This window comes from Nitrosomonas sp. Nm84 (genome assembly GCF_003201565.1).
GTDB lineage: Bacteria > Pseudomonadota > Gammaproteobacteria > Burkholderiales > Nitrosomonadaceae > Nitrosomonas.
This window is the reverse complement of record NZ_QJJP01000029.1, coordinates 1-25146: the sequence shown is the minus strand read 5'-3', so window position 1 is coordinate 25146 and position 25146 is coordinate 1. Positions and strand designations below refer to the sequence as shown.

30 protein-coding genes and 2 pseudogenes are annotated in these 25146 nt (G+C 42.5%); 14 read left to right on the top strand and 18 right to left on the bottom strand.

Annotated features, from left to right (window positions below; genetic code table 11):
- Positions 1-9: 9 nt before the first annotated feature.
- From merF to merT, 3 genes are read right to left on the bottom strand one after another with little or no spacing between them, the layout of a single operon-like run.
- Positions 10-255: a mercury resistance system transport protein MerF gene (merF, locus tag C8R34_RS13235; RefSeq protein ID WP_110341409.1), complete on the bottom strand. Its 246-nt coding sequence runs from the start codon at positions 253-255 to the stop codon at positions 10-12.
- Positions 256-257: 2 nt separating this feature from the next.
- Positions 258-536 (bottom strand): mercury resistance system periplasmic binding protein MerP, encoded by a 279-nt coding sequence (merP, locus tag C8R34_RS13230; protein ID WP_110341368.1) that lies wholly within the window; start codon positions 534-536, stop codon positions 258-260.
- Between the two features lie 12 nt (positions 537-548).
- The gene (merT, locus tag C8R34_RS13225; protein ID WP_110341366.1) at positions 549-899 is read right to left on the bottom strand and encodes a mercuric ion transporter MerT; all 351 of its coding nucleotides are present in this window, start codon (positions 897-899) and stop codon (positions 549-551) included.
- A gap of 71 nt (positions 900-970) precedes the next feature.
- Between merT and merR the strand changes: the two genes are divergently transcribed.
- The 5 genes from merR to C8R34_RS13200 all read left to right on the top strand — a co-directional run bounded on the left by merR (position 971) and on the right by C8R34_RS13200 (position 4280).
- Positions 971-1378, top strand: coding sequence for an Hg(II)-responsive transcriptional regulator (gene merR / locus C8R34_RS13220; protein ID WP_110341364.1), 408 nt, complete (start codon positions 971-973; stop codon positions 1376-1378).
- 274 nt (positions 1379-1652) lie between these two features.
- Positions 1653-1979, top strand: coding sequence for a helix-turn-helix transcriptional regulator (locus C8R34_RS13215; RefSeq protein ID WP_110341353.1), 327 nt, complete (start codon positions 1653-1655; stop codon positions 1977-1979).
- Between the two features lie 48 nt (positions 1980-2027).
- A complete protein-coding gene (locus tag C8R34_RS13210) occupies positions 2028-2447 on the top strand; it encodes an ArsI/CadI family heavy metal resistance metalloenzyme (protein WP_110341351.1) in 420 nt (139 codons plus the stop codon).
- Positions 2448-2449: 2 nt separating this feature from the next.
- Positions 2450-2932 (top strand): arsenate reductase ArsC, encoded by a 483-nt coding sequence (locus tag C8R34_RS13205; RefSeq protein ID WP_110341349.1) that lies wholly within the window; start codon positions 2450-2452, stop codon positions 2930-2932.
- A gap of 61 nt (positions 2933-2993) precedes the next feature.
- Positions 2994-4280: an arsenic transporter gene (locus C8R34_RS13200; RefSeq protein WP_110341347.1), complete on the top strand. Its 1287-nt coding sequence runs from the start codon at positions 2994-2996 to the stop codon at positions 4278-4280.
- Positions 4281-4655: 375 nt separating this feature from the next.
- On the opposite strand, the gene C8R34_RS13195 is transcribed toward C8R34_RS13200, so the two are convergent.
- From C8R34_RS13195 to C8R34_RS13185, 3 genes are read right to left on the bottom strand one after another with little or no spacing between them, the layout of a single operon-like run.
- Positions 4656-5606, bottom strand: coding sequence for a tyrosine-type recombinase/integrase (locus tag C8R34_RS13195; RefSeq protein WP_110341345.1), 951 nt, complete (start codon positions 5604-5606; stop codon positions 4656-4658).
- A 1-nt stretch (position 5607) separates the two neighbouring features.
- Complete coding sequence (locus C8R34_RS13190; RefSeq protein WP_110341344.1) at positions 5608-5955, bottom strand: type II toxin-antitoxin system RelE/ParE family toxin; 348 nt, start codon at positions 5953-5955, stop codon at positions 5608-5610.
- The gene (locus C8R34_RS13185) at positions 5942-6238 is read right to left on the bottom strand and encodes a type II toxin-antitoxin system ParD family antitoxin (protein WP_110341342.1); all 297 of its coding nucleotides are present in this window, start codon (positions 6236-6238) and stop codon (positions 5942-5944) included. Before C8R34_RS13185 ends, C8R34_RS13190 begins: the two co-directional genes overlap by 14 nt.
- Positions 6239-6469: 231 nt before the next feature.
- On the opposite strand from C8R34_RS13185, the gene C8R34_RS13180 reads away from it, so the two are divergent.
- The 4 genes and pseudogenes from C8R34_RS13180 to C8R34_RS13165 all read left to right on the top strand — a co-directional run bounded on the left by C8R34_RS13180 (position 6470) and on the right by C8R34_RS13165 (position 8876).
- Positions 6470-6676 (top strand): type II toxin-antitoxin system Phd/YefM family antitoxin, encoded by a 207-nt coding sequence (locus tag C8R34_RS13180; protein ID WP_107787634.1) that lies wholly within the window; start codon positions 6470-6472, stop codon positions 6674-6676.
- A gap of 187 nt (positions 6677-6863) precedes the next feature.
- A pseudogene (locus C8R34_RS13175) lies at positions 6864-7215 on the top strand (IS1595 family transposase); the annotation flags it as partial.
- Positions 7216-7409: 194 nt separating this feature from the next.
- Positions 7410-8225, top strand: a complete 816-nt coding sequence (locus C8R34_RS13170) for a methane monooxygenase/ammonia monooxygenase subunit C (protein WP_107787636.1) — start codon at positions 7410-7412, stop codon at positions 8223-8225.
- A gap of 99 nt (positions 8226-8324) precedes the next feature.
- Positions 8325-8876, top strand: a complete 552-nt coding sequence (locus tag C8R34_RS13165; RefSeq protein WP_110341340.1) for a hypothetical protein — start codon at positions 8325-8327, stop codon at positions 8874-8876.
- A 317-nt stretch (positions 8877-9193) separates the two neighbouring features.
- On the opposite strand, the gene C8R34_RS13160 is transcribed toward C8R34_RS13165, so the two are convergent.
- Positions 9194-10168, bottom strand: coding sequence for an arsenic resistance protein (locus C8R34_RS13160; RefSeq protein WP_107787639.1), 975 nt, complete (start codon positions 10166-10168; stop codon positions 9194-9196).
- Positions 10169-10375: 207 nt separating this feature from the next.
- Here C8R34_RS13160 and C8R34_RS13155 point away from each other — a divergent pair.
- A pseudogene (locus tag C8R34_RS13155) lies at positions 10376-10480 on the top strand (IS1595 family transposase); the annotation flags it as partial.
- A 17-nt stretch (positions 10481-10497) separates the two neighbouring features.
- On the opposite strand, the gene C8R34_RS13150 reads toward C8R34_RS13155, so the two are convergent.
- The 11 genes from C8R34_RS13150 to C8R34_RS13095 all read right to left on the bottom strand — a co-directional run bounded on the left by C8R34_RS13150 (position 10498) and on the right by C8R34_RS13095 (position 21073).
- Positions 10498-11760, bottom strand: a complete 1263-nt coding sequence (locus C8R34_RS13150; RefSeq protein WP_258195775.1) for an MFS transporter — start codon at positions 11758-11760, stop codon at positions 10498-10500.
- Between the two features lie 132 nt (positions 11761-11892).
- Positions 11893-12207 carry a DUF4158 domain-containing protein gene (locus C8R34_RS13140; RefSeq protein WP_165872575.1) on the bottom strand — a complete coding sequence of 105 codons (315 nt, stop codon included), beginning with the start codon at positions 12205-12207 and terminating at the stop codon, positions 11893-11895.
- 94 nt (positions 12208-12301) lie between these two features.
- Positions 12302-12706, bottom strand: coding sequence for a hypothetical protein (locus tag C8R34_RS13135; protein WP_258364503.1), 405 nt, complete (start codon positions 12704-12706; stop codon positions 12302-12304).
- Between the two features lie 30 nt (positions 12707-12736).
- Positions 12737-13051, bottom strand: coding sequence for a DNA-binding transcriptional regulator (locus C8R34_RS13130; protein ID WP_090541825.1), 315 nt, complete (start codon positions 13049-13051; stop codon positions 12737-12739).
- Positions 13038-13367, bottom strand: coding sequence for a type II toxin-antitoxin system RelE/ParE family toxin (locus C8R34_RS13125; RefSeq protein WP_207896478.1), 330 nt, complete (start codon positions 13365-13367; stop codon positions 13038-13040). The genes C8R34_RS13130 and C8R34_RS13125 overlap by 14 nt, the downstream gene beginning before the upstream one ends.
- Before the next feature lie 183 nt (positions 13368-13550).
- A complete protein-coding gene (locus tag C8R34_RS13120; protein WP_110341338.1) occupies positions 13551-16451 on the bottom strand; it encodes a zincin-like metallopeptidase domain-containing protein in 2901 nt (966 codons plus the stop codon).
- Positions 16438-16656, bottom strand: coding sequence for a conjugal transfer protein TraD (locus tag C8R34_RS13115; RefSeq protein WP_110341336.1), 219 nt, complete (start codon positions 16654-16656; stop codon positions 16438-16440). The genes C8R34_RS13120 and C8R34_RS13115 overlap by 14 nt, the downstream gene beginning before the upstream one ends.
- 18 nt (positions 16657-16674) lie before the next feature.
- Complete coding sequence (gene traF / locus C8R34_RS13110; RefSeq protein WP_110341334.1) at positions 16675-17214, bottom strand: conjugative transfer signal peptidase TraF; 540 nt, start codon at positions 17212-17214, stop codon at positions 16675-16677.
- A gap of 29 nt (positions 17215-17243) precedes the next feature.
- The gene (locus tag C8R34_RS13105) at positions 17244-19079 is read right to left on the bottom strand and encodes a type IV secretory system conjugative DNA transfer family protein (protein WP_110341332.1); all 1836 of its coding nucleotides are present in this window, start codon (positions 19077-19079) and stop codon (positions 17244-17246) included.
- Positions 19079-20704 (bottom strand): TraI/MobA(P) family conjugative relaxase, encoded by a 1626-nt coding sequence (gene traI / locus C8R34_RS13100; protein WP_110341330.1) that lies wholly within the window; start codon positions 20702-20704, stop codon positions 19079-19081. The genes C8R34_RS13105 and traI overlap by 1 nt, the downstream gene beginning before the upstream one ends.
- A 15-nt stretch (positions 20705-20719) precedes the next feature.
- Positions 20720-21073, bottom strand: a complete 354-nt coding sequence (locus tag C8R34_RS13095) for a conjugal transfer protein TraJ (RefSeq protein ID WP_110341328.1) — start codon at positions 21071-21073, stop codon at positions 20720-20722.
- Between the two features lie 365 nt (positions 21074-21438).
- Here C8R34_RS13095 and C8R34_RS13090 point away from each other — a divergent pair, with 365 nt between their 5' ends.
- From C8R34_RS13090 to C8R34_RS13075, 4 genes are all read left to right on the top strand, one after another.
- Positions 21439-21780, top strand: coding sequence for a TraK family protein (locus tag C8R34_RS13090; RefSeq protein WP_110341325.1), 342 nt, complete (start codon positions 21439-21441; stop codon positions 21778-21780).
- Positions 21780-22511: an AAA family ATPase gene (locus C8R34_RS13085; protein ID WP_103966874.1), complete on the top strand. Its 732-nt coding sequence runs from the start codon at positions 21780-21782 to the stop codon at positions 22509-22511. The genes C8R34_RS13090 and C8R34_RS13085 overlap by 1 nt, the downstream gene beginning before the upstream one ends.
- Entirely contained in the window at positions 22508-22951 is a 444-nt protein-coding gene (locus C8R34_RS13080) for a conjugal transfer protein TraM (protein ID WP_103966875.1), read from the top strand. Before C8R34_RS13085 ends, C8R34_RS13080 begins: the two co-directional genes overlap by 4 nt.
- 123 nt (positions 22952-23074) lie before the next feature.
- Positions 23075-24100, top strand: a complete 1026-nt coding sequence (locus C8R34_RS13075; protein WP_258364502.1) for a hypothetical protein — start codon at positions 23075-23077, stop codon at positions 24098-24100.
- The last annotated feature ends 1046 nt before the right edge of the window (positions 24101-25146 follow it).

The following is a 25146-nucleotide window of genomic DNA, read 5'->3' as shown; positions in this document are numbered from 1 at the left end:
TCATTTCGATCATTTGTTTTCTCCGGCGCCAGTGGATGCACAGCAGGCATCAGCCTTGCGTTTGCGCCATATGGCATAAATAGTCAGGCCGATGAATATGGCGAGCGCGGGTATTAACACGTAGTCGAGATACCCGGTGAGGGCGGATAACCCAACAATCCCGAGCAGGATGACCAGGATCGGAGTGAAACAGCACAGCGCCACCAAAACCGTGCCAACCAGGCCGACCCGAACCAGGGTTTTGGGGTCTTTCACGTTCATTGCTTCACCGAGGCCGGATAGCCAGCATTTTCGGTAGCTTTGGTCAATGTCTCGACAGTGGTCTTGGCATCATCAAAGGTGACAACGGCTTCGAGTTTCTTGTAGCTCACATTGACCTCTTGCACGCCATCCACCTTAAAGAGTGCCTTCTTTACCGTGATCGGGCAAGCGGCGCACGTCATGCCGGGTACAGACAGCGTAACCGTTTGGATAGCGGCCCATGCAGGTTCAGTCAGAGTAGCTAAGAATGCAGCTATTGCGATAAGTTTTTTCATGAGAATCTCCTGTTAATAGAATAATGGAAGGACATAAGGGAAGGCCAACGCGACCATCACCAGGACAGCCACGATCCAGAAAATAATCTTGTAGGCGATCCTCACTCGAGGGATGGAACAGACTTCGCCGGGTTTGCAGGCTTGTGCCGGACGAAAGATGCGGCGATACGCGAAGAACATGGCCACCAGCGCCGCGCCGATGAAGATCGGGCGATACGGTTCCAATACGGTCAGATTGACGATCCAGGCACCGCTGAATCCCAGAGCGATCAATACCAGCGGCCCTAGACAGCAGATGGAGGCAAGGATAGCGGCCAACCCTCCAGCGACGAGGGCACTGCGCCCCTGTTGTGGCTCGGCCATGCATTTCTCCTTTTAAAAATTTTACGAGTACCGTAAGATTACTTCCGTAGTCATGTACGGAGTCAAGCGGTATGGAGAATAATCTGGAGAATCTGACCATCGGTGCATTTGCTAAGGCGGCTGAGGTCAGTGTGGAAACGATCCGCTTCTATCAACGCAAAGGTTTGCTACCCGAGCCGAACAAGCCCTACGGCAGCATTCGTCGTTATAGTAGAGTTAATGTGCAGCGCGTAAGGTTTGTAAAATCTGCCCAACGGCTGGGTTTCAGTTTGAATGAAATTAGTGAATTGCTACGGCTGGAAGACGGCATTCACTGCAATGAAGTCAGCTATTTGACTGAAATAAAACTAAAAGATGTGCGTAAAAAACTGAAAGATCTGACGCGCATGGAGGCTGCGCTATCTGCGCTTTTACGCGCCTGCCATACACGAAAAGGAAATGTTTCCTGCCCAATTATTGCATCACTGCAAGCAGACTGAGCCAAGGTAGCAGAAGATTAACCAGTATCCAATTTTACTTGCATATTTTCATGTTTTTATTGTAACCAATTCCCAGCCTATCGATAGATAAAGGTAAGCATACAGCTAATATGATATTTGGCCGAGGCGATAGATTATTCTATGGTAGCGGTCGAAAAAATTAAACAAGCCAGAAAGGAGGGGGACTTTTCAATGAAATTATTTTCTTTAAGTAATTTAAGTGAAATATTTTGAGAGTGTTGACAGTAAATTATGTTTCCATTATATTGGAAATATGGAAATCAATATTGCTATTAAAGCCCTAACTGCCCTAGCTCATGAAACTCGTCTGACGATATTCAGAGTATTGGTTCAGGATGGAGAATCGGGGGTTGCTGCAGGTCAACTTGCAAAGGAATTAAATATTCCTAATGCAACGCTATCGTTTCACTTAAAAGAACTGACTAATGCGGAGTTGGTTACTGCCCGACAGGAAAGCCGCTTTATTTATTACTCGGCAAACTTTGAAACCATGAATGCCTTATTAGGCTATCTCACTGAGAATTGTTGTGCTGGTGTTCCTTGTAGTCCCGTTGAAGTCTGCTGCGATGAAAAAGAATAGCTAAAAAGAATTTTTCCTTTCATTTCATTTAACTCAGGAGTAAATCTGATGAAACGCTTTCATGTTCATATCGCTGTCGATAATTTGCAAGATAATATTCGTTTTTACTCTGCATTATTTGGTGTAGAACCCGCAGTCACCAAATCGGATTACGCTAAATGGATGTTGGATGATCCGTATATCAATTTCGCAATATCGGCAACAGGTGCAAAACCTGGCTTAGATCATGTTGGAATACAAGTTGATTCAGACGAAGCATTAAACGAAATGAATGATCGTTTGGTTCGTGCTGATGTGCCTGCTTCAGAACAAAAAAACGCTCAATGTTGTTATGCCTCATCTAATAAATATTGGACGGTTGACCCGCAAGGCATCGCATGGGAGGCGTTTCATTCACTAAAGACTATCCCTATGTTTGGGAAAGACACCTCGATTCCTGCTAAATCGGAATCTTGCTGTGCAGGTTAATCATGAACGTACTTTTTCTTTGTACTGGAAATTCCTGCCGCTCTATCCTCGCTGAAGCTACTTTCAACCATCTTGCTCCCAAAGGTTGGCATGCAATGAGCGCAGGTAGTAAACCAACTGGACAAGTTCACCATCGTTCGCTTGCGTTGCTTGAACGTGAAGGCATCTCAACAGAGGGCTTATTCAGCAAATCTTGGGAAAATTTACCGGAGACTCCAGATATCGTAATCACTGTTTGTGGTAATGCTGATAAAGAGGCCTGTCCGGTTTATCTTGGCTCTGCTTTGCGTACTCATTGGGGTGTTGCTGATCCAGCAAAAGCAACTGGCACAGAAGAAGAGATTAATGCAGCTTTCGAGCGTGCTTATCGCATATTGCGAGCGCGAATCGAGTTTTTCTTTGAATCGTCAATAGAAGAGTTAATTAAAAGTAAATCTCCCTCTTTACAGCGGAGACTGGACAACATAGGCGTTTTAAGATTCTAACCATCGCTCATAAGGCGATATCTGCAATTCAAAAACACTGTATCAATGGGAGCGACCTTGTATGCTGATTGCCATACTAATTTTCGTATTTACACTTGTATTAGTCATTTGGCAGCCGCGCGGGCTGGGTATTGGTTGGAGCGCTATGATGGGTGCTTCTGCAGCATTGATTCTCGGTGTGGTACATCTTAACGATATTCTTACCGTTTGGAATATTGTCTGGAATGCGACGGCTGCGTTTATTGCGATCATTATTATCAGTCTACTACTCGACGAAGCAGGATTTTTTGAATGGGCTGCGCTGCATGTAGGTCGTTGGGGACGCGGCAATGGGCATTTATTATTTGCGTTTATTGTGTTATTGGGCGCGGCTGTCTCAGCCTTGTTCGCTAATGATGGTGCAGCTTTGATTTTAACTCCAATCGTGATGGCGATGTTGCTGGCGCTCGGATTTAACCCGGTTGCTACACTTGCCTTCGTAATGGCAGCGGGTTTTATCGCCGATACGGCCAGTTTGCCATTTATGGTATCTAATCTAGTTAACATTGTTTCGGCAGATTTTTTTAAGATCGGCTTTGCCGAGTATGCTGCTGTGATGATTCCTGTCAATATTGTTTCAGTATTGGGCAGTTTGGGCGTGCTTTACCTCTGCTTTCGCCGCAGTATTCCGGCACACTATGACGTAAGCAAACTCAAGGCACCCAATGAAGCAATCCGAGATTCGGCAACATTTCGCGCCGGTTGGGTGGTTCTCGTTTTGTTACTTATTGCCTTTTTTGGTCTTGAACCCTATGGAGTTCCAATTAGCATTGTGGCTGTTATCGGTTCACTAATATTGCTCGCGGTGGCAGCGCATGGCCATATCATCAGTACACGTAAGGTAGTACGTGAAGCACCCTGGCAGATCGTCATTTTTTCCCTGGGAATGTATTTAGTCGTGTACGGCTTGCGTAATGAAGGATTGACCGAATACCTTTCAAGCCTTCTCGATAATTTCGCTAGTTATGGCTTGTGGGGTGCAACGCTCGGCACTGGTTTTTTGGCTGCTTTTCTTTCATCCATCATGAACAATATGCCTACGGTATTGATTGGCGCGTTGTCGGTCGATGCGACCAGCGCAACAGGTGCGATAAAGGAAGCTATGATTTATGCCAATGTTATTGGCTGCGATCTGGGGCCAAAGATTACTCCAATTGGCAGCTTAGCAACTTTACTATGGCTGCATGTGCTCGCGCGGAAAAATATGGTCATCACTTGGAGATATTACTTTACAGTGGGAATCGTGCTGACTGTGCCAGTATTGATTTTAACGCTTGCAACCCTCGCTACATGGCTTAGCATCAAATGAATTCAAAATAATGCAACAGCTGATTTTGTTCAACAAAAATGAAGAAATCAGGATAAAGAAAAATCGCGTTAGGGATCGGTCCCCTTCACTCCTCTCTGGTAGTTCTCTCGCACACTTACCCTTGATGCGGAAACGCTTCGTTGAATTCTTCACCGCTGTAAAACAGCATCCAAAATTTGCCACTTTCAGCAATCAATGTTACCCGATGTAAAATAGATCATGCCTTATCACAATGTGATAGGGATTGTTGCCGGTGGAAGATTGTGACGTTACTTAGCAAGTTCTCAACGATGATTGACACCCATATTAGAAAAATTTCTAGGAAAAGTTATACACAATTGTCGCAAAGAAATTTTGAGAGAGTCCGGAATAAACTTAATATACAACCTTAAACGTTGGACTATCTTCTGGCCGGGTTCTGCGATGATCATAAATCCTTGTAGTAGCAATATTGGCATGTCCCAGCCATTCTTGTACTTTGGCAATATCTGCTTGATGATCCAGCGCATTGGTGGCTGCTGTTGCGCGTAAGGAATGCGCGCCGATTTTGAAACCTAGCATTTTAGAGTATTTCTGTACCAATTTATAAATACCGTCTGGGGTAATCGGTTTTTGTGATCCCTTAATCCGGTTATTACTGGCTGAACGGAATAATGCACCAGTATCTTCGAGACCATGTCCAGCAGCATCGAGATAATCATGGATTAAGCCACTGGCCGCAGGGTGCAACGGTACATAACGTGTCTTGCCTCCTTTGCCGGATATTTTTATATGGGGCACACCGCGCCGCTCCTGCTTAAAATCTTTAACCTTCAATCGGCACAACTCATCACGCCGCAATGCGTGATAGAGTAGAGTGGCCAGTATCGCACGATCACGCTTGCCCTTAAGTGAGCTGGTATCCGGTGCATCGAGCAATCCGCGCGCCTGATGATCTCCGATTGCCGGAGTTTTACCTTCATAACTCTCAACTGCAGGACGTTTTACACCCTTGACTGGATTATGCGTAACTGTGTTTTTGTCGCATAGATATTCAAATAAAGACGACAGTGCAGATAAACGGTGTCGGATGCTCATACTGCTTAATGAACGACTCAACAAATCATCACGCCAGGCAATAATATGAGCGCGGGTCACAATCCTGAACTCTCCCGGATTCTGAATGCCCGTGAAATTCATAAAATCCTTTAAGGCATTTTCATAAGCGCGACGAGTGGCTTTGTTTCCTAAATTTGCAAACCATTCCACTTCAGGTGGAACATCAGCAAGGCCCTGAAATTCTTTCGCAGTGAGTGCGCGATTGTTTGTGGTAATAAGATTTGTCATATTATTTATCTAGCTCATCATTTTTATGCGATGTTTCACTACCCATAATCGCTTCATAATCTCTGCCGCCATAAAAAATATTAAGAATAGTGACGATTTGTTTGTCTTCAATAACCTCAAAAGCCGCGATCGCGTTTTTATCAATGGCAACGATTCTGAGATTCTTACGCAAATCATCGCGCTGTTGTCCAATCAAAGGTATTGTTTTAAGGTCATGGCACTTTAGGCGTAATTTCTCTATATATGCCCACGCGACTTCAGGAAATCCGCTCTTCTTAGTTATATATTCATAAATATCAGTCAGGTCTTTGATAGCATCGGGTGTTAGATACACCTCATAGCTTTTCATGGCCTGGTGCGCTTATGCGTTGTTGATGAAGCTGCTCGAGCTTTTCAAATGCCGCATCCAGCAAAACAGGTTCGCCACTGTGTGCGGATTGTTCCAGACGCGCTCGAATGGAAGCAATTCTCGCTTGATGTTCTTCTTCCTGTCTTTGCCATAAACGCATCGCTTCACGAATAACCTCACTTGTGGAAGCGTAGGCACCGTCCTTCACTTTTTCTCTAATAATTTTCAGCATGTCAGGCGGAAGGGTAATGCTGATTTTTTCTGCTTTATCGGTGCGCTTCATTTTTTATTTCCTGTGTATGTTTCTAATACCTTTCAGTAAGTAGGATATTATCCTACTCAATGGAATTTAATAAAGCAAAAAAATATTTCAACCTTCTTGAATTATAGAATTACTTTACTATTGATAACATATTTTATCAATAGTAAAGATGGGACTTAAGTTGTGTTTCTGATTTTTTAATTGAAGGATTTTTTTCATAAGTCTAGACAATCTAGCCTAGATAGGAAAATTATGGATGAATGGCGTATTGCAGATGCAAAAAATAAATTTAGTGAATTGTTCAATAATGCACTGATTGGAAAAATTCAAGTTGTTCACCGGCGGGATGGTGATGTTGTAATCATTTCCAAAAACGAATATGAACCGCTGATTGGTCAAAAGAAAACTTTTAATTTAAGCAATATATTCTCTCTCCACCATACGAGATCGACCATCTAAATGATATGCGTGATAAAAGTTCAATGCGGCTAGTTGATCTATGAGGGTATTATTGGATACATGCGTGTTATCCGAACTCTATAAACCAGATCCACTGGTTACGGTTTATGAAGCTGTTAATGATGTTCCAGATGAACATCTGTTTATCTGCGTTATTACAATAGGAGAAATCGGCAAAGGTATCGCGCTTTTGCCAGATTGTTCTAAAGCGACATTGCAAGCCATTATCCGTGGTCATGTAGCACCAGATACCGTGATCCATTCTGATGGATGGCGCGGGCTATGACGGATTGGTCGATATTGGCTTTGATAAGCACTTCAGGGTACATCATGGTAACAATGAATTTGCCAGTGGTGAGCGGCATATTAACGGTATCGAATCTTTCTGAAGTTTTGCCAAGCGCCGTTTGGCAAAATTCAATAACGTGCCTGAGCGCACCTTTTATCTGCACCTGAAAGAAACCGAATTTCGTTTTAATCATCGTCGTGATAATCTCTATCATAAAATTCTCAAATTATTACGTTTAAACCCGCTTTAACTTCCTAAGACCCTTCTTTTAAATTCAATCCAGTGAATATATAATACCAATGCAGGCTTTATGGGAACTATCATGAAAAAACAAAGTCTACTTTTAATTATAAGGAATTAGATTTCATCTATTTAATTTTCTAATAGATAAGATCATTCTTTTTAAGATTTTTTTTAAAAATTAAATGATTAGGAGGTATTAAAATGGCAACAGCCTATAACACAAGTAGTAACGTTACCAGTAAAAGTGGTGATTATGATATGTCACTTTGGTACGATTCAAAGTACTACAAAATTGGTCTTTTTACGATGCTTTCTGTAGCGATATTTTGGATCTGGTATCAAAGGACATTTGCATATTCACACGGCATGGACTCGATGGAACCGGAATTTGACAAAGTGTGGATGGGGCTGTGGCGTGTGCACATGACGCTGATGCCGCTGTTTGCGCTGGTTACCTGGGGCTGGATATTAAAAACCCGTGACACGAAAGAGCAATTGGACAACCTGGATCCCAAGTTAGAGATCAAACGTTATTTTTACTGGCTGATGTGGCTGGGTGTGTATCTGTTTGGCGTTTACTGGGGCGGCAGCTTCTTCACCGAACAAGATGCATCGTGGCACCAAGTGATTATTCGTGACACCAGCTTCACACCAAGTCACGTAGTGGTGTTTTATGGTTCATTCCCGATGTACATTGTATGTGGCGTAGCTTCATACCTGTACGCGATGACCCGTCTGCCATTATATAGCCGCGGCACATCATTTCCGTTGGTGATGGCGATTGCAGGCCCGTTGATGATTCTGCCAAACGTAGGATTGAACGAATGGGGCCATGCATTCTGGTTCATGGAAGAACTGTTTAGTGCGCCATTGCACTGGGGCTTTGTGATTCTGGGTTGGGCAGGTTTATTTTCAGGTGGTATTGCAGCGCAAATCATCACCCGTTACTCAAACCTGACGGACGTAATCTGGAACAACCAAAGCAAAGACATTCTCAATAACCGGATTGTTCCTTAATTTGAGATTTATTTAATATTCCCGCCTCTTATGAATAATAAAAGGCGGGAATTAAAAAAGGATTAGAATTAAAAATTAAAGAAAATCTGGGAGAAGGAAATGACTAAACAGAGAATGTTTATATTCGTCTTGATACTTACCTTTTCTACAGTATTTCCAGTAAGTTCTGTTTTTGCACATGGAAAAGTAACATTAGAATCAGATATATGTGTAAAAAACATCGCGGGGAGCATGGTACATTTAAGCACTTACCAGCCACAACACGACCCGGAGGCTGAATACTGCACAGAGATTCCTAAAGAAGGCGAAATTCTATGGGTTTTGGATCTAGTAGATCAGGCGCTACGCGATATGCCTATTGCAATACAGTTAGTAAGAGGAAGCGAGAAAAATAACAGCAAGACGATATCTTCCTTTTATTCAAGAAATCATTCGGATGGGGTGATTAAAGGCGAATTTAACTTAGATGAAGGAAACTATACCATGTTCATTACCGGTGAGGGAGTTCCTCCTTTACTCTATGAATTTCCTCTTAAAATCCAAAAGGTCAATTATGTAGCTGCCTTTAGTACAGCAGTACCTTACTTACTAACCTTTTTGTTACTTGCCTTTCTATCAAATAAGTTATTGAAAAGAAAAAAGGCACGATAAACATTGTTATTTTTAACAAATTATGTATATAATTAATACGCACTTGAACGATAATTTATCGGGCTTATACCGTTTCACATTTCTTTGAGTTATAGCTGGGTTTATTTCTTTCCTTTAACCCAGTTATAACAATTTCCTTAATAATTGCGTTTTTATATATGGCGCGATTACATTCTCTGGTTTCCACCTGTACCAATCCTCGGTAACATACAGAAGAGCATAATGACTTATATTGCCATGCTGACTAGGCATGCAGTGATTCATCTGATGAAATATCAGGGAAAAAATGTTTTTTGAGCCCAAAACACACTTTTCATTTAGGATACTTCAGTTAGTTCATGATTTATAAGTTTTGGAATTAATCGCACATAGATGAGTTGGCTCACGAGCTCGACAAGAGTTTGTGTAACGATGATCGCTGGTAACACAGGTATTGCTCCTGGTACTGCAAGTGCCAGAGGTAACACTACTAGCGAGTTTCGTGTACCTGAGCTGAAAGCTATAGCACGACCAGCTGGTGCATCAAGGTGGAAAAATCGACTTATCAGCCACCCTATTAATGGAGAAACAGCCGCAAAAGTAATATATATCGGAACTGTTATCCATACTGCCTCCATCGCCTCTTCCAATTGCGGAACAACAGCCGCAATAACTACAAACAGAACGAGTGCTGTGGCAGGTACTGGTAATAATCCTAATCTAGATAATACCCAAACCCCAGTGTTAGTCTGAGCTGCCCAAATTTGAACAATACTGGCAAGTATTAAGGGGATCGCAATCAGAAAAATGAACGCATGAACGAATGGAGTGAAATGGATAAGTTCAGTTGCGTTATCCCCTAGAAAAAACCCCATATATACGGGTAATAACAACATTTGAACAATTAAGAGTATTGGCGTTGAGGCAAGGAGCAGTCTGGCATCAGCACGGCCAAGATGTGAAAATGTAACAACATAGTCTATACAAGGAGTGAGTAGAACTAATAACACCCCAAATAAAATCAGCGGATTTGGTATTAAAAACTGTACCAGTACGGCAACAAATAAAGGAATTATGACAAAATTCGTGAGAAGCAATGCAGTAAAAAACCGAATACGAGTAAATGCTTGTCTAAGATTTGTAAGAGGTACTTGTAGAAATGTTACGAAGAGCATTAATGCTAAAGCTGGATTTATCCCTACTTCAAGTATAGTTGTTTGAGGTACAAACATACCTATAACCGCTGCGATAGCTACGGTACTAAAATAAATGCTGATTTGCCTATTTTCCAAGAATTCTTTAAATCTTTGCACCCTATGAATTTTCCCGATTATTATGTTGCGTGAACAGTATTTTTTGGAAGCAAGCTTGTCATTATTAATATTTGTTGAGTGTATGAAAGCTTATCATTTATTCTACTAACAAAATGCAGAGTAAATATGTAAAAACCCCGACTCATGGGGGGTAGGTATATCATCGTTTGCAGTCATCGGCATCCCTCCCTGTCCTTCAAGCCTGATCACACCTTTTATCTGCACCTGAAAGAAACTGAATTTCGTTTTAATCATCGCGGTGATAATCTCTATCAGAAAACCCTTAAATTGTTACGTCTAAAACCGCTTTAATTTTCTAAGACTCTAATTTAATTAGAAATTAAAATCGGTGGGGATATATCATTTATTTGTTTTTCTGTGTCATTGACACGTTTATTGGCGGCTTTTTGTTCGCTTATAAATTGATTAGAAGGAAAAATTGTATATTTCACATCAGTTATTGCACGGCTTTCTTTACGTTCGTCTGTTTCATAGCTCGCTATGATATTTTTTTCTTTTAATTCGTCTAATGCTGAAAGCACTTTTCTTCTGTTATCAATTTCTCTGCTTTGCTGCAATAATCCGGTGCTTTTCAAATCTGAAAACATGAAATGATAGTTATTGATAAGATTGGCGTGCCGGTAACGATTGATTAATTTCTTATAAATAAAGCGAGAGAGTTGTTCATCGCAGCTCATCAGACGATCATAGTTAAATTGTCTGTATTCAAGGCGATTTATTGCATGGCTAATAAACAGAGGTAATCTACCGATGTGTTGTGCGTCAGTATCGGCAAGATACTCTTCACGGCCAACGGTCACCAAGTCTTGTAGAATGGAACCTTTCCAGATTTCCTTTTTCTCTTTAGAGAGCGAGATTACGCAAGAACTCATCACCTCTATAGCATGTTTTATTTGGTTAATATTTCGATCGCGACCTCTGGATGCGAGCTCTTTCAAAACCATTCTTAAAGAAAACCGAACCCATGTTTCAACCTTATTGACATCATGAATGCCATGATTTTGTATAGTGAGAATTTTTTTTAAAGCTTCTTCCACAAGTTCTTCAGTTATACCAGGGAAGAAAGCTTGATATTTATTATTCCCTTGTTTTATCAAGGCCGGTTGAATGCGAACAGTAAAATAACTGCCTTTCTCCGTATAGTTCCATTCATAGGGATCAGCATGGCCTGTATCTGTTCTTAATTTTTTTACTTGTGCAGGTGTCAAAAAATATTTCGGAATGCTTTCCCATATTTCAACGGTATTTGAAACCTCACTTTTGTCATTGGTGACAAACTGTGAGAACAGATCAAGTTGAAGGCTTTTAATGTACTTTTCTGGCGGTTTTTTCTCTGGCATATATAGTGTATAAGGAGTCGTAAATTCAGATCCACGTTTATTTGTATTATCAATTAAAATACGCGTAATCATTAACAATGACATTAACACACTTATCTGTAAGGATATCAATACACCTATTTCTAACACATTAAATACAAGCGTTTGCAGATAAAAACTCCAATAAGGTGCAAAGGCTCCAATAAAAGCAAAATGAAAGTAATAAAATCCCGAAAAACGAAGCAAACGCATAAAGTATTAATGTAATAAAATTATTTTATGATCGCTCAAGATTAACAGAAATTACAACCGTTGAAGAGGAGCCTCGATGCTTTATTACTATAGGCAAAACGTAGTGGACAGTCAGCCATGTGCGTAAACATTTTAAATACTCGCTCGTTGAGCGGCGTAGCCCAAAAAACTTAAATTTTTCTTACGATGGCGTTGACCCGTGCATCCATCCCATTCGTACGCATCCAGATCTTCTGGGGCTGAATTCGTTACACTTGCAACGTAGACAACGATTTCATGAGGTATGCTTTTTTGATCGTTTGAGAAAAAGTCTTGAAATTGAAAAAATTTGAGCAGAATTTCACATCCAAGTCGGTCGCGACCAATGCGGCCTAGCAATAACACCAATTTCCCGACAGATAGTGACCACCGAGTTTCCAGTTCGTCTTTGCTCCAATGCCATTTCAAAAATTCTCCTCGCAACACGCGGAATAGATGAGAAGACATGCTTGCTATTGGCAATTTTATCGTGATAACTCATTTTATGTGGTGGTTTTTGCAGCTATGTGCACACTACCCCATATTCAGGTGGTGCGTCGATAGTCACCACATAAACCCGAGTTTCTTTGTCTCTTTCTGCCAATAATCCTTGAATCATCATTCGCTTATCCAATTCTATCCAGTGGGATTGATTGTCATGGTCTTTTTCCATGAACTGTTCAGCAGCAATTAAAACCGGTCTTGGGTGCCAGGGCTTCCATTTGTCGCTTTTGATAGAATTCAGTCGTGCCCAGCCGCCATTCGGAAATTTACCGATGGCTTCATCCTTGCGTCTGCCCCACGTTATCCAGGTAACATTGCTATCTCGTAGCCGCACAGGCAAGCGTGCGTCCGGTTGCGGGAAATAAATCTTTTGATCCTGGTATTCAATACCACCGTACATGGCGCCCCTGCTGCGTAAGTACATAGATTGCTGCAAGAGAAGGAATTAATACATTCAGACGACAGCTTCCAGACCGCGCTTTTGCACAAGATGTAGTAACTTAAGAGCGGTACCTGTTGGCCGTTTCTGTCCGATCTCCCATTTTTGTACTGTCGAAACACTTGTATTTAGTATGGCAGCAAACACCGCCTGACTGACACGTGTAGCTTCGCGAATTTGTTTTATCTGCTCCGGTCCCAAGGGTTCAATAGGCGGCAAGCACAATCGATCGAATTCGCGTAGCGTAACCTGATCCAACACGCCAGCCTTGTGTAAACCCTTGGCCGTATCATGTACAGCCTCAAGAATGGTTGATTTAGTCTTGCGCATCGCAATTAACCTCCATTAATTCTCCCGCATATTGTGCTTTATCGAGCGCCTGCGCGGTTAGTGACAGCAGGTGAGCAGCCAACAGCTTTAGCGCTATCTCTTCATCTTTGTCGATGTTGCTACGTTCGTTCTTTGGGAAGCCAAATAAGAATATCCAACGGTTTCCTTTGTTGGTGACGACCAATGTGCGAAAGCCGCTTCTCTTTCCTTGTCCTAATCGCGCAATTCGTTTTTTCAGCAGCCCATTGCCGAGGTCGGCATCATACAGTCCCTCAGTCATCTCACGCACAGCGGCGCACAGACTAGGCGAGGTCATCCTTGTTTGTTTGCCCAACGATCAAACCATCGTGTCTTGTAAATTATCATCCTGTATCTGCCTTAAATATAATATAGCACTAAGTGATATATCTAGCAAGCCGAAACCTATAACACAAATCATTTTGAATGCCTTCGTATATTCAATGAGGATGTCACCTAAAGAAATAGTAGCGGATTTAAATTACCTGACTAATGCCCGTTTTTGCTTGATTTCCTGCTGCTTAGGTTCAACACGGGTTTGTAACTTCGCTAAACAGGTCAGTTTAGCCTGCTGAGATACTTTTTCAACAACCGATCCGACCTGACGTTTAACCGCATCAATACCAAGTGAGCTTTTATTGGCCAGATCATTAAAATCATTTAATCTCTTTGATACCTGCTCATTAGGTGCAAAAACCGGAAATACCGCCATACCATTCACCAATGCCGCTGCTTCCAATGCTTTTTCCTTGCCGGGGTTTTTGCCAATGGTGGATTCCAGGTGATGATCATCATCTCCGGCAATAATGATGGGTTTATGCGGATACTTTTCATGCAAATCCTGCGCGACTTTGGACAAATTGCCCGAATCAAATGCGGCGATGACAGGATAATCCAGCGCCTGGGATAGCGTGTCTGCGGTGGCATACCCTTCAGCTATCACGATAGCAGGTGTTGTATTGATGGCTGCTTCCAGTCCCTGACCGTTATTTCCCACGATATGAAAGTTATTCTCCTTTCTGCTACCCGCTGCAAAAAGCTTTGCACCACTCGGCTGTATCGTTTGCACACTCCAGATCTGTCCTTGAATATCTTGTGCGCTCAGCAATAAATCACCGGCTGTCAGCACAATACTGTCTGGATTTTCTTCACGAAGTAGTTTGACTTCCTGCCAGTTTTGACTGATTTTGATGATTGAATCATTGGGTAAATCATCCGTATTCTGCGGCACAATTCTCAAATCTCCCGGTCTTGCATGCTTATCCAGTAAGTAAGGATGATCTGAACCGGCAGCAGGTGCGATTGCCAGCAATTCTTGAAGCGCATCAGCAACTTTAATTTGCAGCGCCTGTTGTTCGGCTTTCCTGTTTTGCTGCTTGATAGCGGCCTGGGCGATCAATTCAGCCTTTTGTGCATCCGTTAACGAATACCCCTTGGCCTTCCAGCGAATCTCTATTCCGGTTCGATTATTCTTGAAATACCCAGCAGGATGGCCATCCAGATGCGCTACATAAAAACCTGATTTCTCACCGGGCTTGTCGCTTTCAACTTTAATTCTGTTTTTGTTGCCATCCATCACCGGATGATTGCCATCAACCAGACAACCTTGAGCGCGCAGCAAGTCAGCAAATTCTAGGTGCGGATCGATAGCGGGTTCCTGCTGTCTGGAAACATTCTCAGGTAACCAACGCTGCAATGTCTGAATATCTGCTTTTGGCCCTACATACCAGGATCTAACCTTTTTGTCCCAACGAGCCCCCGCGGCTTTTGCCAAATCTTTCTCTGTGTAAGGAACAAATAAGTATTTACGAGAATTGTCACCGTTTTGTTGACTCGCTCGCCTATTGATTTGTTGGGCTTGTTGATTCTGATGAATTTGGGCATCTCGCTGAGCCAAGGCTCCTGATACCGCTTCTTCCGCACTTAGCGTGTCATTTGGGATGCGATTTTCATGGAGCTGGGCAAGCTTAGCGGCCTTTTCATGTTCATTCTTTTCTGCAGCGACATCAATGAGAGCAAGCAGGTTAGTTAAATCCTGCGCTTCTTGTTTGGATTCACAGTCTTTCACCCATTGGAAAGTCTGGTCATCGCGCTGCATAGTCACTCCCCAAAATTGCGGCTCTCTATTCATTGAATCAGCGGATACTATAGACTCAATGCCATTTTCATCGGTTTGAATTACGTTACCCTGAATCTGTAACTGTCCATTCCAGTCAGCCGGAATTCTAAAGCCCAGTTTTTCTTCAGATACTGCTTCAAACTCCAGATTATCAATGCCGCCGCCCCTCAAAAATTTGAGCGCATCGGCTACCAGCGTGATGGCATCTTGATCCTTGATTGGCATGTCCAGTGTTAGATCATTCAACAGTTTTATGTTGTGGGACGCGAGGGTGGCCAGATCAGGGGAGAGATTCTGTAAATAAGTGGCGTTGTTTTGCTTGATTTGATCCATCTTGATTGTCTCCTGCGCATCAACTTCCTGTACCATTTTCTGTTGTTGTGACAATGCCAGTACATAATCCTGGATTTTTTCAGCATCAGCAGCGGCACGGAATATTTCTGTGGGGTCTTCCTGCAGCGCTTTGATCCATGAGTTCACATAAGCCACATGCTGCCCGGGATCATGACCGATACCCAGCTCACCGCTCAACAACATGCTGGCAATTTCGGCGCGCAATTCTTCTTTTGCATAGCCTTCGCTTCCAAATGGATGCGAGAGATCACGGTTTAAGCGCAATTCATGACCGGTCCAGTGGCCCAGTTCATGCAGGGCTGTTGCGTAATATCGATCGGGTGTCGGAAACTGGTGCTTGTGGGGCAAGTGGATACTGTCTGTTGATGGCCGGTAAAATGCATTGTCTGCCTCACCATGACGAATCACGGCATTGGATGCCTGTAATATCTGTTCAGCCCGCTCCAGTGGATCCCAGTCAGGGGCTTTAATGTCAAGTTCTGGCAGATTATCCACTTGTTCAGCATTAAATACGGATGCGTAGAACACCCTGGGGCGCTCAAGCCTGACCTGTTCTTTAATGGGCTGACCATTGCTATTTAGAACAGGATTCCCGTTATCATCTTCTTTGATACGCTCCTCGGTAAATTTCCAGTATTGCACGAGCGTGCTTTTTTCACCTTTGCGCACCTGTGCGTTAAGAGCTGTTGCTTGCTTGTATGTGAGCCAACGCGGATCCGTATACGCACGGCTCATCAGGTTCAGGCTATTAATCCCCCGGTAACGTTTGCCGGTTGTTGGATTGACAGGTAATGCAGCCAGCAGATCTCCGGGTTCCCACGGCTTTTGCCAGGGTGCAACACCTTTTTTGAGTTGCTCAATCAGATTCTCAGCGATTTGTTCATGAAAAGCCTTCTTAGCCTCTTTCATCTTCAACCTCCGCTACATGATCAATCGTGCTATCCAGCGCATCCTGTTCACTTAAGGCGTCTTCCGTAAATGCGCCTAACATTTGCGCCTCTAACGGATCAAATTCAGCCTGGAAGCCCGGTATTTCTGCATCGAGCAGCTTGTCCGTTATGACTTCTTGTATGTCAGGATTGTTTGTTTCAGCATCAATCTGCGGTCTATGCATGGCGTTGACTCCTTTTAATTAATGACTCCAGGTAAAAATCGGACGTACAACCTGTTGAACCTGATCACGCGCAATCAACCCGAAATAGCGCGCATCAAAGGATTGTGGGTTTAAATCGGATAGCAGTAGATACTCAGCATCATCCAGCACAGCTTCCAGCCGGTATTGCGGTAATGGATGACCCTCAGCATCGGCCGTTAGCTGAGCGCTGTTAGGTAAATGTTCACCATTCACAAAGATGCCAGCCTGATCGATGGAAACCGTATCTCCGGATTGTGCAAACACACGTTTCAGCAACAAACCATAACCGCCCGGACAATCCCCTGGATTGATGTAGGATCGATCCTTGGCCATATCAAAAACCACATTCTGTGGTGGGCAGAAGGCGACATACGCGCCGCTGACAATTGGTTCCTCAACGACCTTGTAGAAACCCACCGGCAAACTTGGCGTGGTATTGATATAAATCCCGCTGATTTGAAAACCAATACTCAGCACAAATAGGCTAACGCTCACTGCCAGAACAGAAACAGCCAGGATTTTGATTGGTTTTTTCATGAAGTTGATTCTCATGCGTGCCAGGTCTTTCACAATCCGGTTAATTTGTCGTTGAAGCTCGGGGAGTTAACTTTTGCCCGTGCCGTAAAGGTTTCATCCTGAAAGTACAAAGGCTGCGTGCCATAGATCGCGGGGAAACCGGCTACATAAATAATCATGTCGCCCGGTTGGGTGATCTTGCCTTCAGCATCTTTCATGGGGCCGGGCAGTCGCATACACTCATCCGGCGTTAATAATGCACGCTGCGTCTCCTGTAGGGTACGGGTGACATGTCCATGCATCATCGATGACCGGCGGCCACTGGTAGTAATCTGCTCTTTAATAACTGTGGTTTGTCCGGTCAGTTTGGATAGATGCTCCGCCGTTTCAATCCGGTTGGGTGCAAATGCGGTCTGGATGTGACAATTGGAAGTGATCGCTTCATCGTGCCCGTAGCCGGTTTCACGGCTTTTAAGCTGATTTAAGTCCTGGCAGATCAGATAGGCTTTGATGCCGTAGCCTGCGATAAACGCGAGGGATTCCTGGAAGATTTCAAGTTTTCCAAGACTTGGGAATTCGTCCAGCATCAATAACAGCTTGTGTTTGTAATGCGCAGCTGGTTGACCACCTTTAAACGTTATTCTATCCGCCAGCATTCTGATGATCATATTGATCAGAATGCGGATTAAAGGACGCAACCGCGATTTGTCATTGGGGTGTGAAACAATATACAAACTGACAGGATGTTCATGGTGCATGAGGTCACGGATTGTAAAATCCGAAGTGCTGATATTGTTGGCCACGATCGGATCTCGATACAAGGATAGATAGGATTTAGCGGTTGATAAAACTGAACCTGCTTCTTCCTCCGGGCGATCGAGCATATCTCGCGCACTCGCTGCAATCACGGGATGGCTTTTACCATCCAGATAATCCTGCATGGCCATTTCCATCCAAAGCTCTTTGATATCGCGATCTGGATCAGATAGCATTGAATCGACAGTCGATAAGTTGGCCGGAGTTCCTTCTCGCTGCGATTTATACAATACATGCAAAATCACACCCACAAGAAGTGCCTGGCTGGTCTTCTGCCAGTGGGTTTGTAATCCCTTGCCATCCGGATCAACGATTAAGGTGGTCAGGTTTTGAACATCGGCGACTTCCATGCCACTGCCAATCTGGATTTCATCCAACGGATTCCAGTGCGCGCTACTGGTTGATGCCGGATCAAAGCGCAACACCTTGTTCTTAGCATGATGCTTTCTCCAACCGGCGGTCAATGCCCATAACTCACCTTTGAGATCAGTAATGACTGCACTCTGAGTCCAGGAAAGCAGAGTCGGTATGACGAGACTCACCCCTTTGCCAGAGCGAGTCGGGGCATAGCACAACACATGTTCCGGGCCGCTGTGTTTCAGATAGTGGGTTTTGCCGGAATTATCCCGCCAGCCGCCGACATAAACTGCATCATTATGATTATTCTTGCCTGTTGAAAGCAGTCCTGCGGCTACAATGTCCTGCTTATCTGCCCATCTGGCTGATCCATGTAACCCCTGATTGGTTCTGGATGAATTAGCCAGCACCATTTTGATGACCAGCACCAATATCAAACCGATGCTTGAAAATAAAATGCCAAAACCTGCCGCCAGATCGATGATGCCTGAATACTGGGAATACCATTTTCCTGCCCATAACAGAATTGACCAGGGCTCATAAATGTGAAAAAGGTGTGCGCCTAATTGCGGCTGATAATTGAATTTGTACGCAAAATACTGGGTGGCTACCTGCAATCCTCCGATCAGACACACAAGGGATAATAGCCGAACGATGAGCGCATCCTTCTTAACATTCCTATTGTTTTTATTTAATAGACTGTTTTTATTCATTAAAGACCCCTTCTGGGAGTTGAAGTAGTGGATCGTTGCCGACCTACCAATTGCGCGCTATTTACCCTGTGCTGTTTCATTAACTGCTGACGGTATTGTTCAAGCCGCTTGTCATCAAAAGTGATGCGCATTTGGTTTTGTACCGCAACCTGTGCTATCTGAAGACGAAACGATTCAGTTCCACTGATAGCAAGATGGCTGCCGTACTTCTTCATGGCCACTTGCAAAATATCCGCCAAGGCTTCGTGCGATGTATCTGGCAGGACGATGAGCCGTTTACCGTCATCGCGTATGGTGGTTGATCCTGCTTGATAAGTGACTGTGCCGATTTTAGTGATCGATTCAACAAAACTATCCTTGAAGTAGCCATCAGTACTGAAACCATCACTGCTTTGCTTAGCCGATACCTGGTTACCCTTAAATTGACCAACTCTTCTGGATCGCAAAACAGCCAATGCTTCAGCATTGCCAAGCTTGGCTTCTTTTGCTAACCAATCCAGCCACCCCGTTCTGGAATGATTGGCTTTAGAGTGCTGGTAGGCTTCTTGATAATCACTTTTAATGACTGCTATAGTTGTTTTGAACTGCTGATGGGCGATTGCATGCAGCGCTTTCTTTGCCAATCTCCCAGCTTTGATGCTTTTAATGAGATTGCGCTTGAGTTTTGCTTCCCGTTTGGCACGTTCAATGAGCTGATCCCTTGTGTGTCGCAGCATGGCCCATTGAGTAGTGCGCTGTCTGACGCTATCCGCTTGTTCTTGCTGGTATCTTGCATAGAGCCTTGAAGTATCTATTCGGTTTTGTAGCGGTCTCGGCTGGTATTGTTTGGTGTCCGAACGCGAAGGTTGATCAGAATGCTCACTAGGTATAAATGCACCCAGTCTTTGAGTTAAATTCCCTTTGGAGAGAGAGCGATCAACCGAACTGGCTTTAACGGCCACATTATTATTGGCAACCAATACAAACCCGTTGCCATGCTCTTTAATGGTAAGACCATGCGTGGCTAACACCCGATGTAAATCCTGCCAGTTGTCCACGTGTTTGATTTCAGTGAGTACCTCGCGCCTGATCCAGCCAAGCAAACTCTCCACACCTGTTCTGGTTTCAATTTCCTGCGCTACTCTGGAAGCTTTATCGCTCACGGTTTCATGGTTAACTTTTGTTAAGCCATATTCCTGTTCGATTTGCTCACAAAGCTTCGCTACTTTTTTGTAATCATAGTAAGGGTTATGGATTGTGAGGTTTTTTGGGTGAATCTTGTTGATGGCGATATGCACGTGCAGGTTATTGGTGTCATCGTGGACTACGCTGATGCGTTGATGACCAGTAAAACCCAAAGCATCACAGAATCGCTCTTCAATTGCATTGAGACTCTTAAAGGATAAACGCTCTCCTTCAGGGAAACTCAGCACCAAATGGCAGGTTTTATCTGATTTGGCGCGCTTATTCATTTCTTGTGTATTTTGTATCTCAATGAGTGCCGCCATCTGATCATCTGAATAACAGTTTGATACCTTGATCTGACTGACGCGCTCACTCTTGTCTTGAGGATCAGTTAAGTACTGTATCAGCGCAGAGAAGTTACTTCTTCGCACTGATTTGATGGGTATGATTTTAGCGATCATCGCAATAATTAACCGTTAAGTATTTGTCTTTTTGTTTCTGAGTTCCAGGATCGCATCCAGCATAGCGTTTTGCGTTGTGCGTATGGCAACCAGAGTCGCTTCAATTTCTGCCTTGCTGGTTATTTTTAGCCGGACATCATTGGTCAGCCACATCTTTAACAACCCCCCTACCCTGCCCAAATCGCCGTTAATTCTTAATAATTTCTCTACTTGCTGATTATCGATGGCACTCGGCACAAGGTATCCCAGACTCACCTGACGCATGTATCTGGCCACTGACAAACCCGTGTCACGTGCTTTTGTTCTGATTCCCTGCTCTTCATCCAGCGTTACAGGCACTCGAAGATGTAATAGCCGCTTTTGAACCATGACGCACCTCAAAAATTATTCTGGCGTTGATAGCCTCGCAGAGCAAGATTCGTTGAGCACATGTGCGAATAAGACCCTTGTGATGTGAGTTAACTTTTTTAAAAGTTAGCTAACTTCACATATCTTGCCCGGTAGAGTTTGTTTACACGAGAGATATTATCATTAAACAAATACATTGAAAACGTATAATATATGGATATAATAATATTTAAACAATACTAAAAAGTATCTGTAGCTTGTCTTTATATGCACCAAATACAGATAGTTGTAAGTCAAATTAAACTAAACAGGAAGTAAATAAATACCCAATAGATACTGTAATTAATTTGAATATTTTTACGCCAAATAACAGTCAGGAATTTGCCATGAACCCATCGTTATCCGAACGAATCTCTATGAGAGAGCAGAAGAATCCAGGTCGCAGGAATTTATATGAACCTGCTTTCCTGGCTCTGAAAACAGAAATCAGCCAGTCACTTTATGACGGCTGGTCAATGCGACAAATATGGTCGACTCTAAAAGATGAGAAAAAAATAGGTTGTTCCTATCTCTGGTTCAGGAATCTTGTCAAAAGGCACATTTTTGCTAAACCGGATGATTTATCTGCAAGGAAGAAGCACGGGCAGCCGGTAGCCGGCATTTCTCGGGAACCGGATAACCATGGCTTTAACTATCGTTCGTCAATTGATAAAGAGGAGTTAATCTGATGGCTAAAATACATATGATTTTGCAAGGCAAAGGCGGTGTCGGTAAATCTTTCATCGCATCAACGCTGGCTCAGCACAAGCTGGCCAAAGGTAAAAAACTGATTTGTGTTGATACAGATCCCGTGAATGCGACATTCCACGGATTCAAAAAGCTAAACGTGCGAAAGATTAATGTGATGTCCGGCGATGAAATTGATCCGAGAAAATTTGACGACTTGATTGAACTCATCGCCAAATCGGAAAGTGACGTCATTATTGACAACGGTGCCAGTACCTTTGTGCCCATGTCGCACTATCTCATCAGCAACCAGATCCCTGCCCTGCTTCCAGACATGGGCCATGAACTGGTTATTCATACAGTCATTACAGGCAGCCAGGCGCTACTCGACACCCTTACAGGATTTGCGAATTTAATCGAATCCTTTCCAATTGATACGCTGTTTGTTGTTTGGTTGAACCCTTATTGGGGAGAAATAGAAATGGATGGAAAAAGATTCGAGGAAATGAAAACTTATCTGGATAACAAAAGCCGCGTTTCAGCCATTATCAGAATCCCTAATTATAAAGCGGACACTTTCGGCAAGGATTTAAGTGAAATATTACAATCCAAATTAACCTTCAGTGAAGCTCTGGAGAGCAAATCCCTGCCCATCATGGTGCGTCAGCGGCTAAATATTATCAGGAAACAGCTTTTCACCAACATTGAGAATGTAGCCGCTGTTCTAGCATGACAACGACGGATCTGGATCATTTTAATAAGATCATTGAGAGAGTCGCTGCCAAACACGGCATTGCCCTCACGGATGATGATCCGATATTAATGATTCACACACTCAATGAAATCTTGCTTGAGGAAAATATTAAAGCGCACCAGGTGCTTTTAAATAATTTTCGCTCGACCTTGGAAGAAAATATCAATCAATGGTCACAAGCTACGGAAAATAAAGCCAATTCGCTGCTACAGGCAAGCTCTCGCAACACCAATCTGTTAACCGAACAAATAATTAATTCCTGTTTTGAGTCAATCGATCAAAAAATAGAATCGGGTTTTAACGAGAAAATAAAAGAGATAGCAACGATAGTCAGAAATACCAGGCAAGCAGCCATCATCAATTTATTGGCCACAGGCCTGTTCTTCATTGCTGTCCTGGTTATGGTACTTGTTTTCTAGGACTTATCTTATCCGGGAAAATATTTCAGAGGTTTTGATATGAGTAACACACAGAAAATTAATAGTACAATTACGCATGCATCTATAAATAAATGTGCAATTCCTTATATACGATATAAGCTAGTGAAAAAACCTCCAGAAAAGTACATCAAAAGCCTTCAGCTTGATCTGTTCTCGCAGTTTGTCACCAATGACAAAAGTGAGGTTTCAAATACCGTTGAAATATGGGAAAGTATTCCGAAATATTTTCTGACGCCTGCTCAAGTAAAGAAATTAAGAACAGATACAGGCCATGCTGACCCCTATGAATGGAACTATTCGGAGAAAGGCGGTAATTTTACTGTTCGTATTCAACCCGCCTTAATAAAACAAGGCAATAATAAATATCAAGCGTTCTTCCCTGGTATAACTGAAGAACTTGTGGAAGAAGCTTTAAAAAAAATTCTCACTATACAAAATCATGGTATTCATGATGTCAACAAGGTTGAAACATGGGTTCGGTTTTCTTTAAGAATGGTTTTGAAAGAGCTCGCATCCAGAGGTCGCGACCGAAATATTAATCAAATAAAACATGCCATAGAAGTGATGAGTTCTTGTGTAATCACACTCTCTAAAGAGAAAAAGGAAATCTGGAAAGGTTCCATTCTACAAGACTTGGTGACTGTTGGCCGTGAAGAGTATCTGGCTGACACCGATGCACAACACATCGGTAGATTACCTCTGTTTATTAGCCATGCAATAAATCAGCTTGAATACAGACAGTTTAATTATGATCGCCTAATGAGCTGTGATGAGCAACTGACTCGCCTAATTTACAAGAAATTAATCAATCGTTATCGGCATGCAAATCTTATTAATAACTATCATTTCATGTATTCAGATTTGAAAAGCACCGGATTATTACAGCAGAACAGAGAAATTGATAACAGAAAGAAAGTACTTTCAGCGTTAAACGAACTAAAAGAAAAAAATATCATAGCAAACTATGAAACAGACGAACGTAAAGAAAGCCGCGCAATTACAGATGTTAAATACATAATATATCCATCAAATGAATTTATTAGCGAACAAAAGGCCGCCAATAAACGCAACAGTGATTCAGATAAGCATAGCATCGACCCAAACCTAATATCTGTGAATAAGTCCTGATAGTGTGGTGGTTATGACTCACACTTTGTGGTGGCTATAGGTCACAGTTTATTTAAAAAGTGGTGGTTATAAGTCACATTAAGTGGTGGTTAGAATTCACACAGCGACATTTCTAACAGATTCTTACCGATTTCAGCAGAGAAAAAAACACATATTTCTGTTCAATATGGTGGTTATAGCTCACATCTCAACTAAAAAGTAGTGGTTATGACTCACACATGTGGTGGTTATGACTCACACTCTGTATCAAAATGTGGTGGTTATAACTCACACCTCATGAAAGGTGGTGATTATGACTCACAGTTAGTTTATAAAATTATCCAATATCTTTATGATTACATTTATTAATATAAAGATTCAAAAAACCCTATTCTTTTCTTCTTTTAATCTTTTTTATATTAGTCTTTAATTAATCATATATGTGAATATGTGGATAACATTTATGACACTCACATTTGTCAGACAAATAAGTAATTTTTTACAAAAACAAAACAATAGAGATTTTGTATTTATAAAATACCCCTATTTTTCATTAGATCGCATCCTAAGCGTTCCAAATAAATTAATCCACCAAAAGCTACCTTCAGTAGCTTTTAAATCGGCTGAGCGAGTTTAATACGCATTATTGAACATCCATGAATACTAACCTACTTACCGAGATCGTTTCACTCACAAAAATATATTGGGGCTGTCTGCCCCAAACCCCGAGGATACTTAAAAAACAGTGATGTTTATGTGTTAATTCATATTTACATTCAATTACTTGCTGTTTTATTTAAAACACCTTTAAAAGCATACCAAGGTGAGGTTTTATTCATAACACTCAATCCAATCTAAGTTCTTCAGCATCCTTAGATAGTCATAATAACCATGTGTTAGACGTTGTAGTGTTTCTTAAACCTTTTAACTATCTACTTGAACATGGTAGCAAAGGAACAGTGAACCTACGGTGGGACTGTCGGGAAATTGTCAAGAAATTAAGCGATACTACGGAAAGTTAAAACCGACAGGATTTGTTGATGAAGAAAAGAGAACAAGGCAACTTA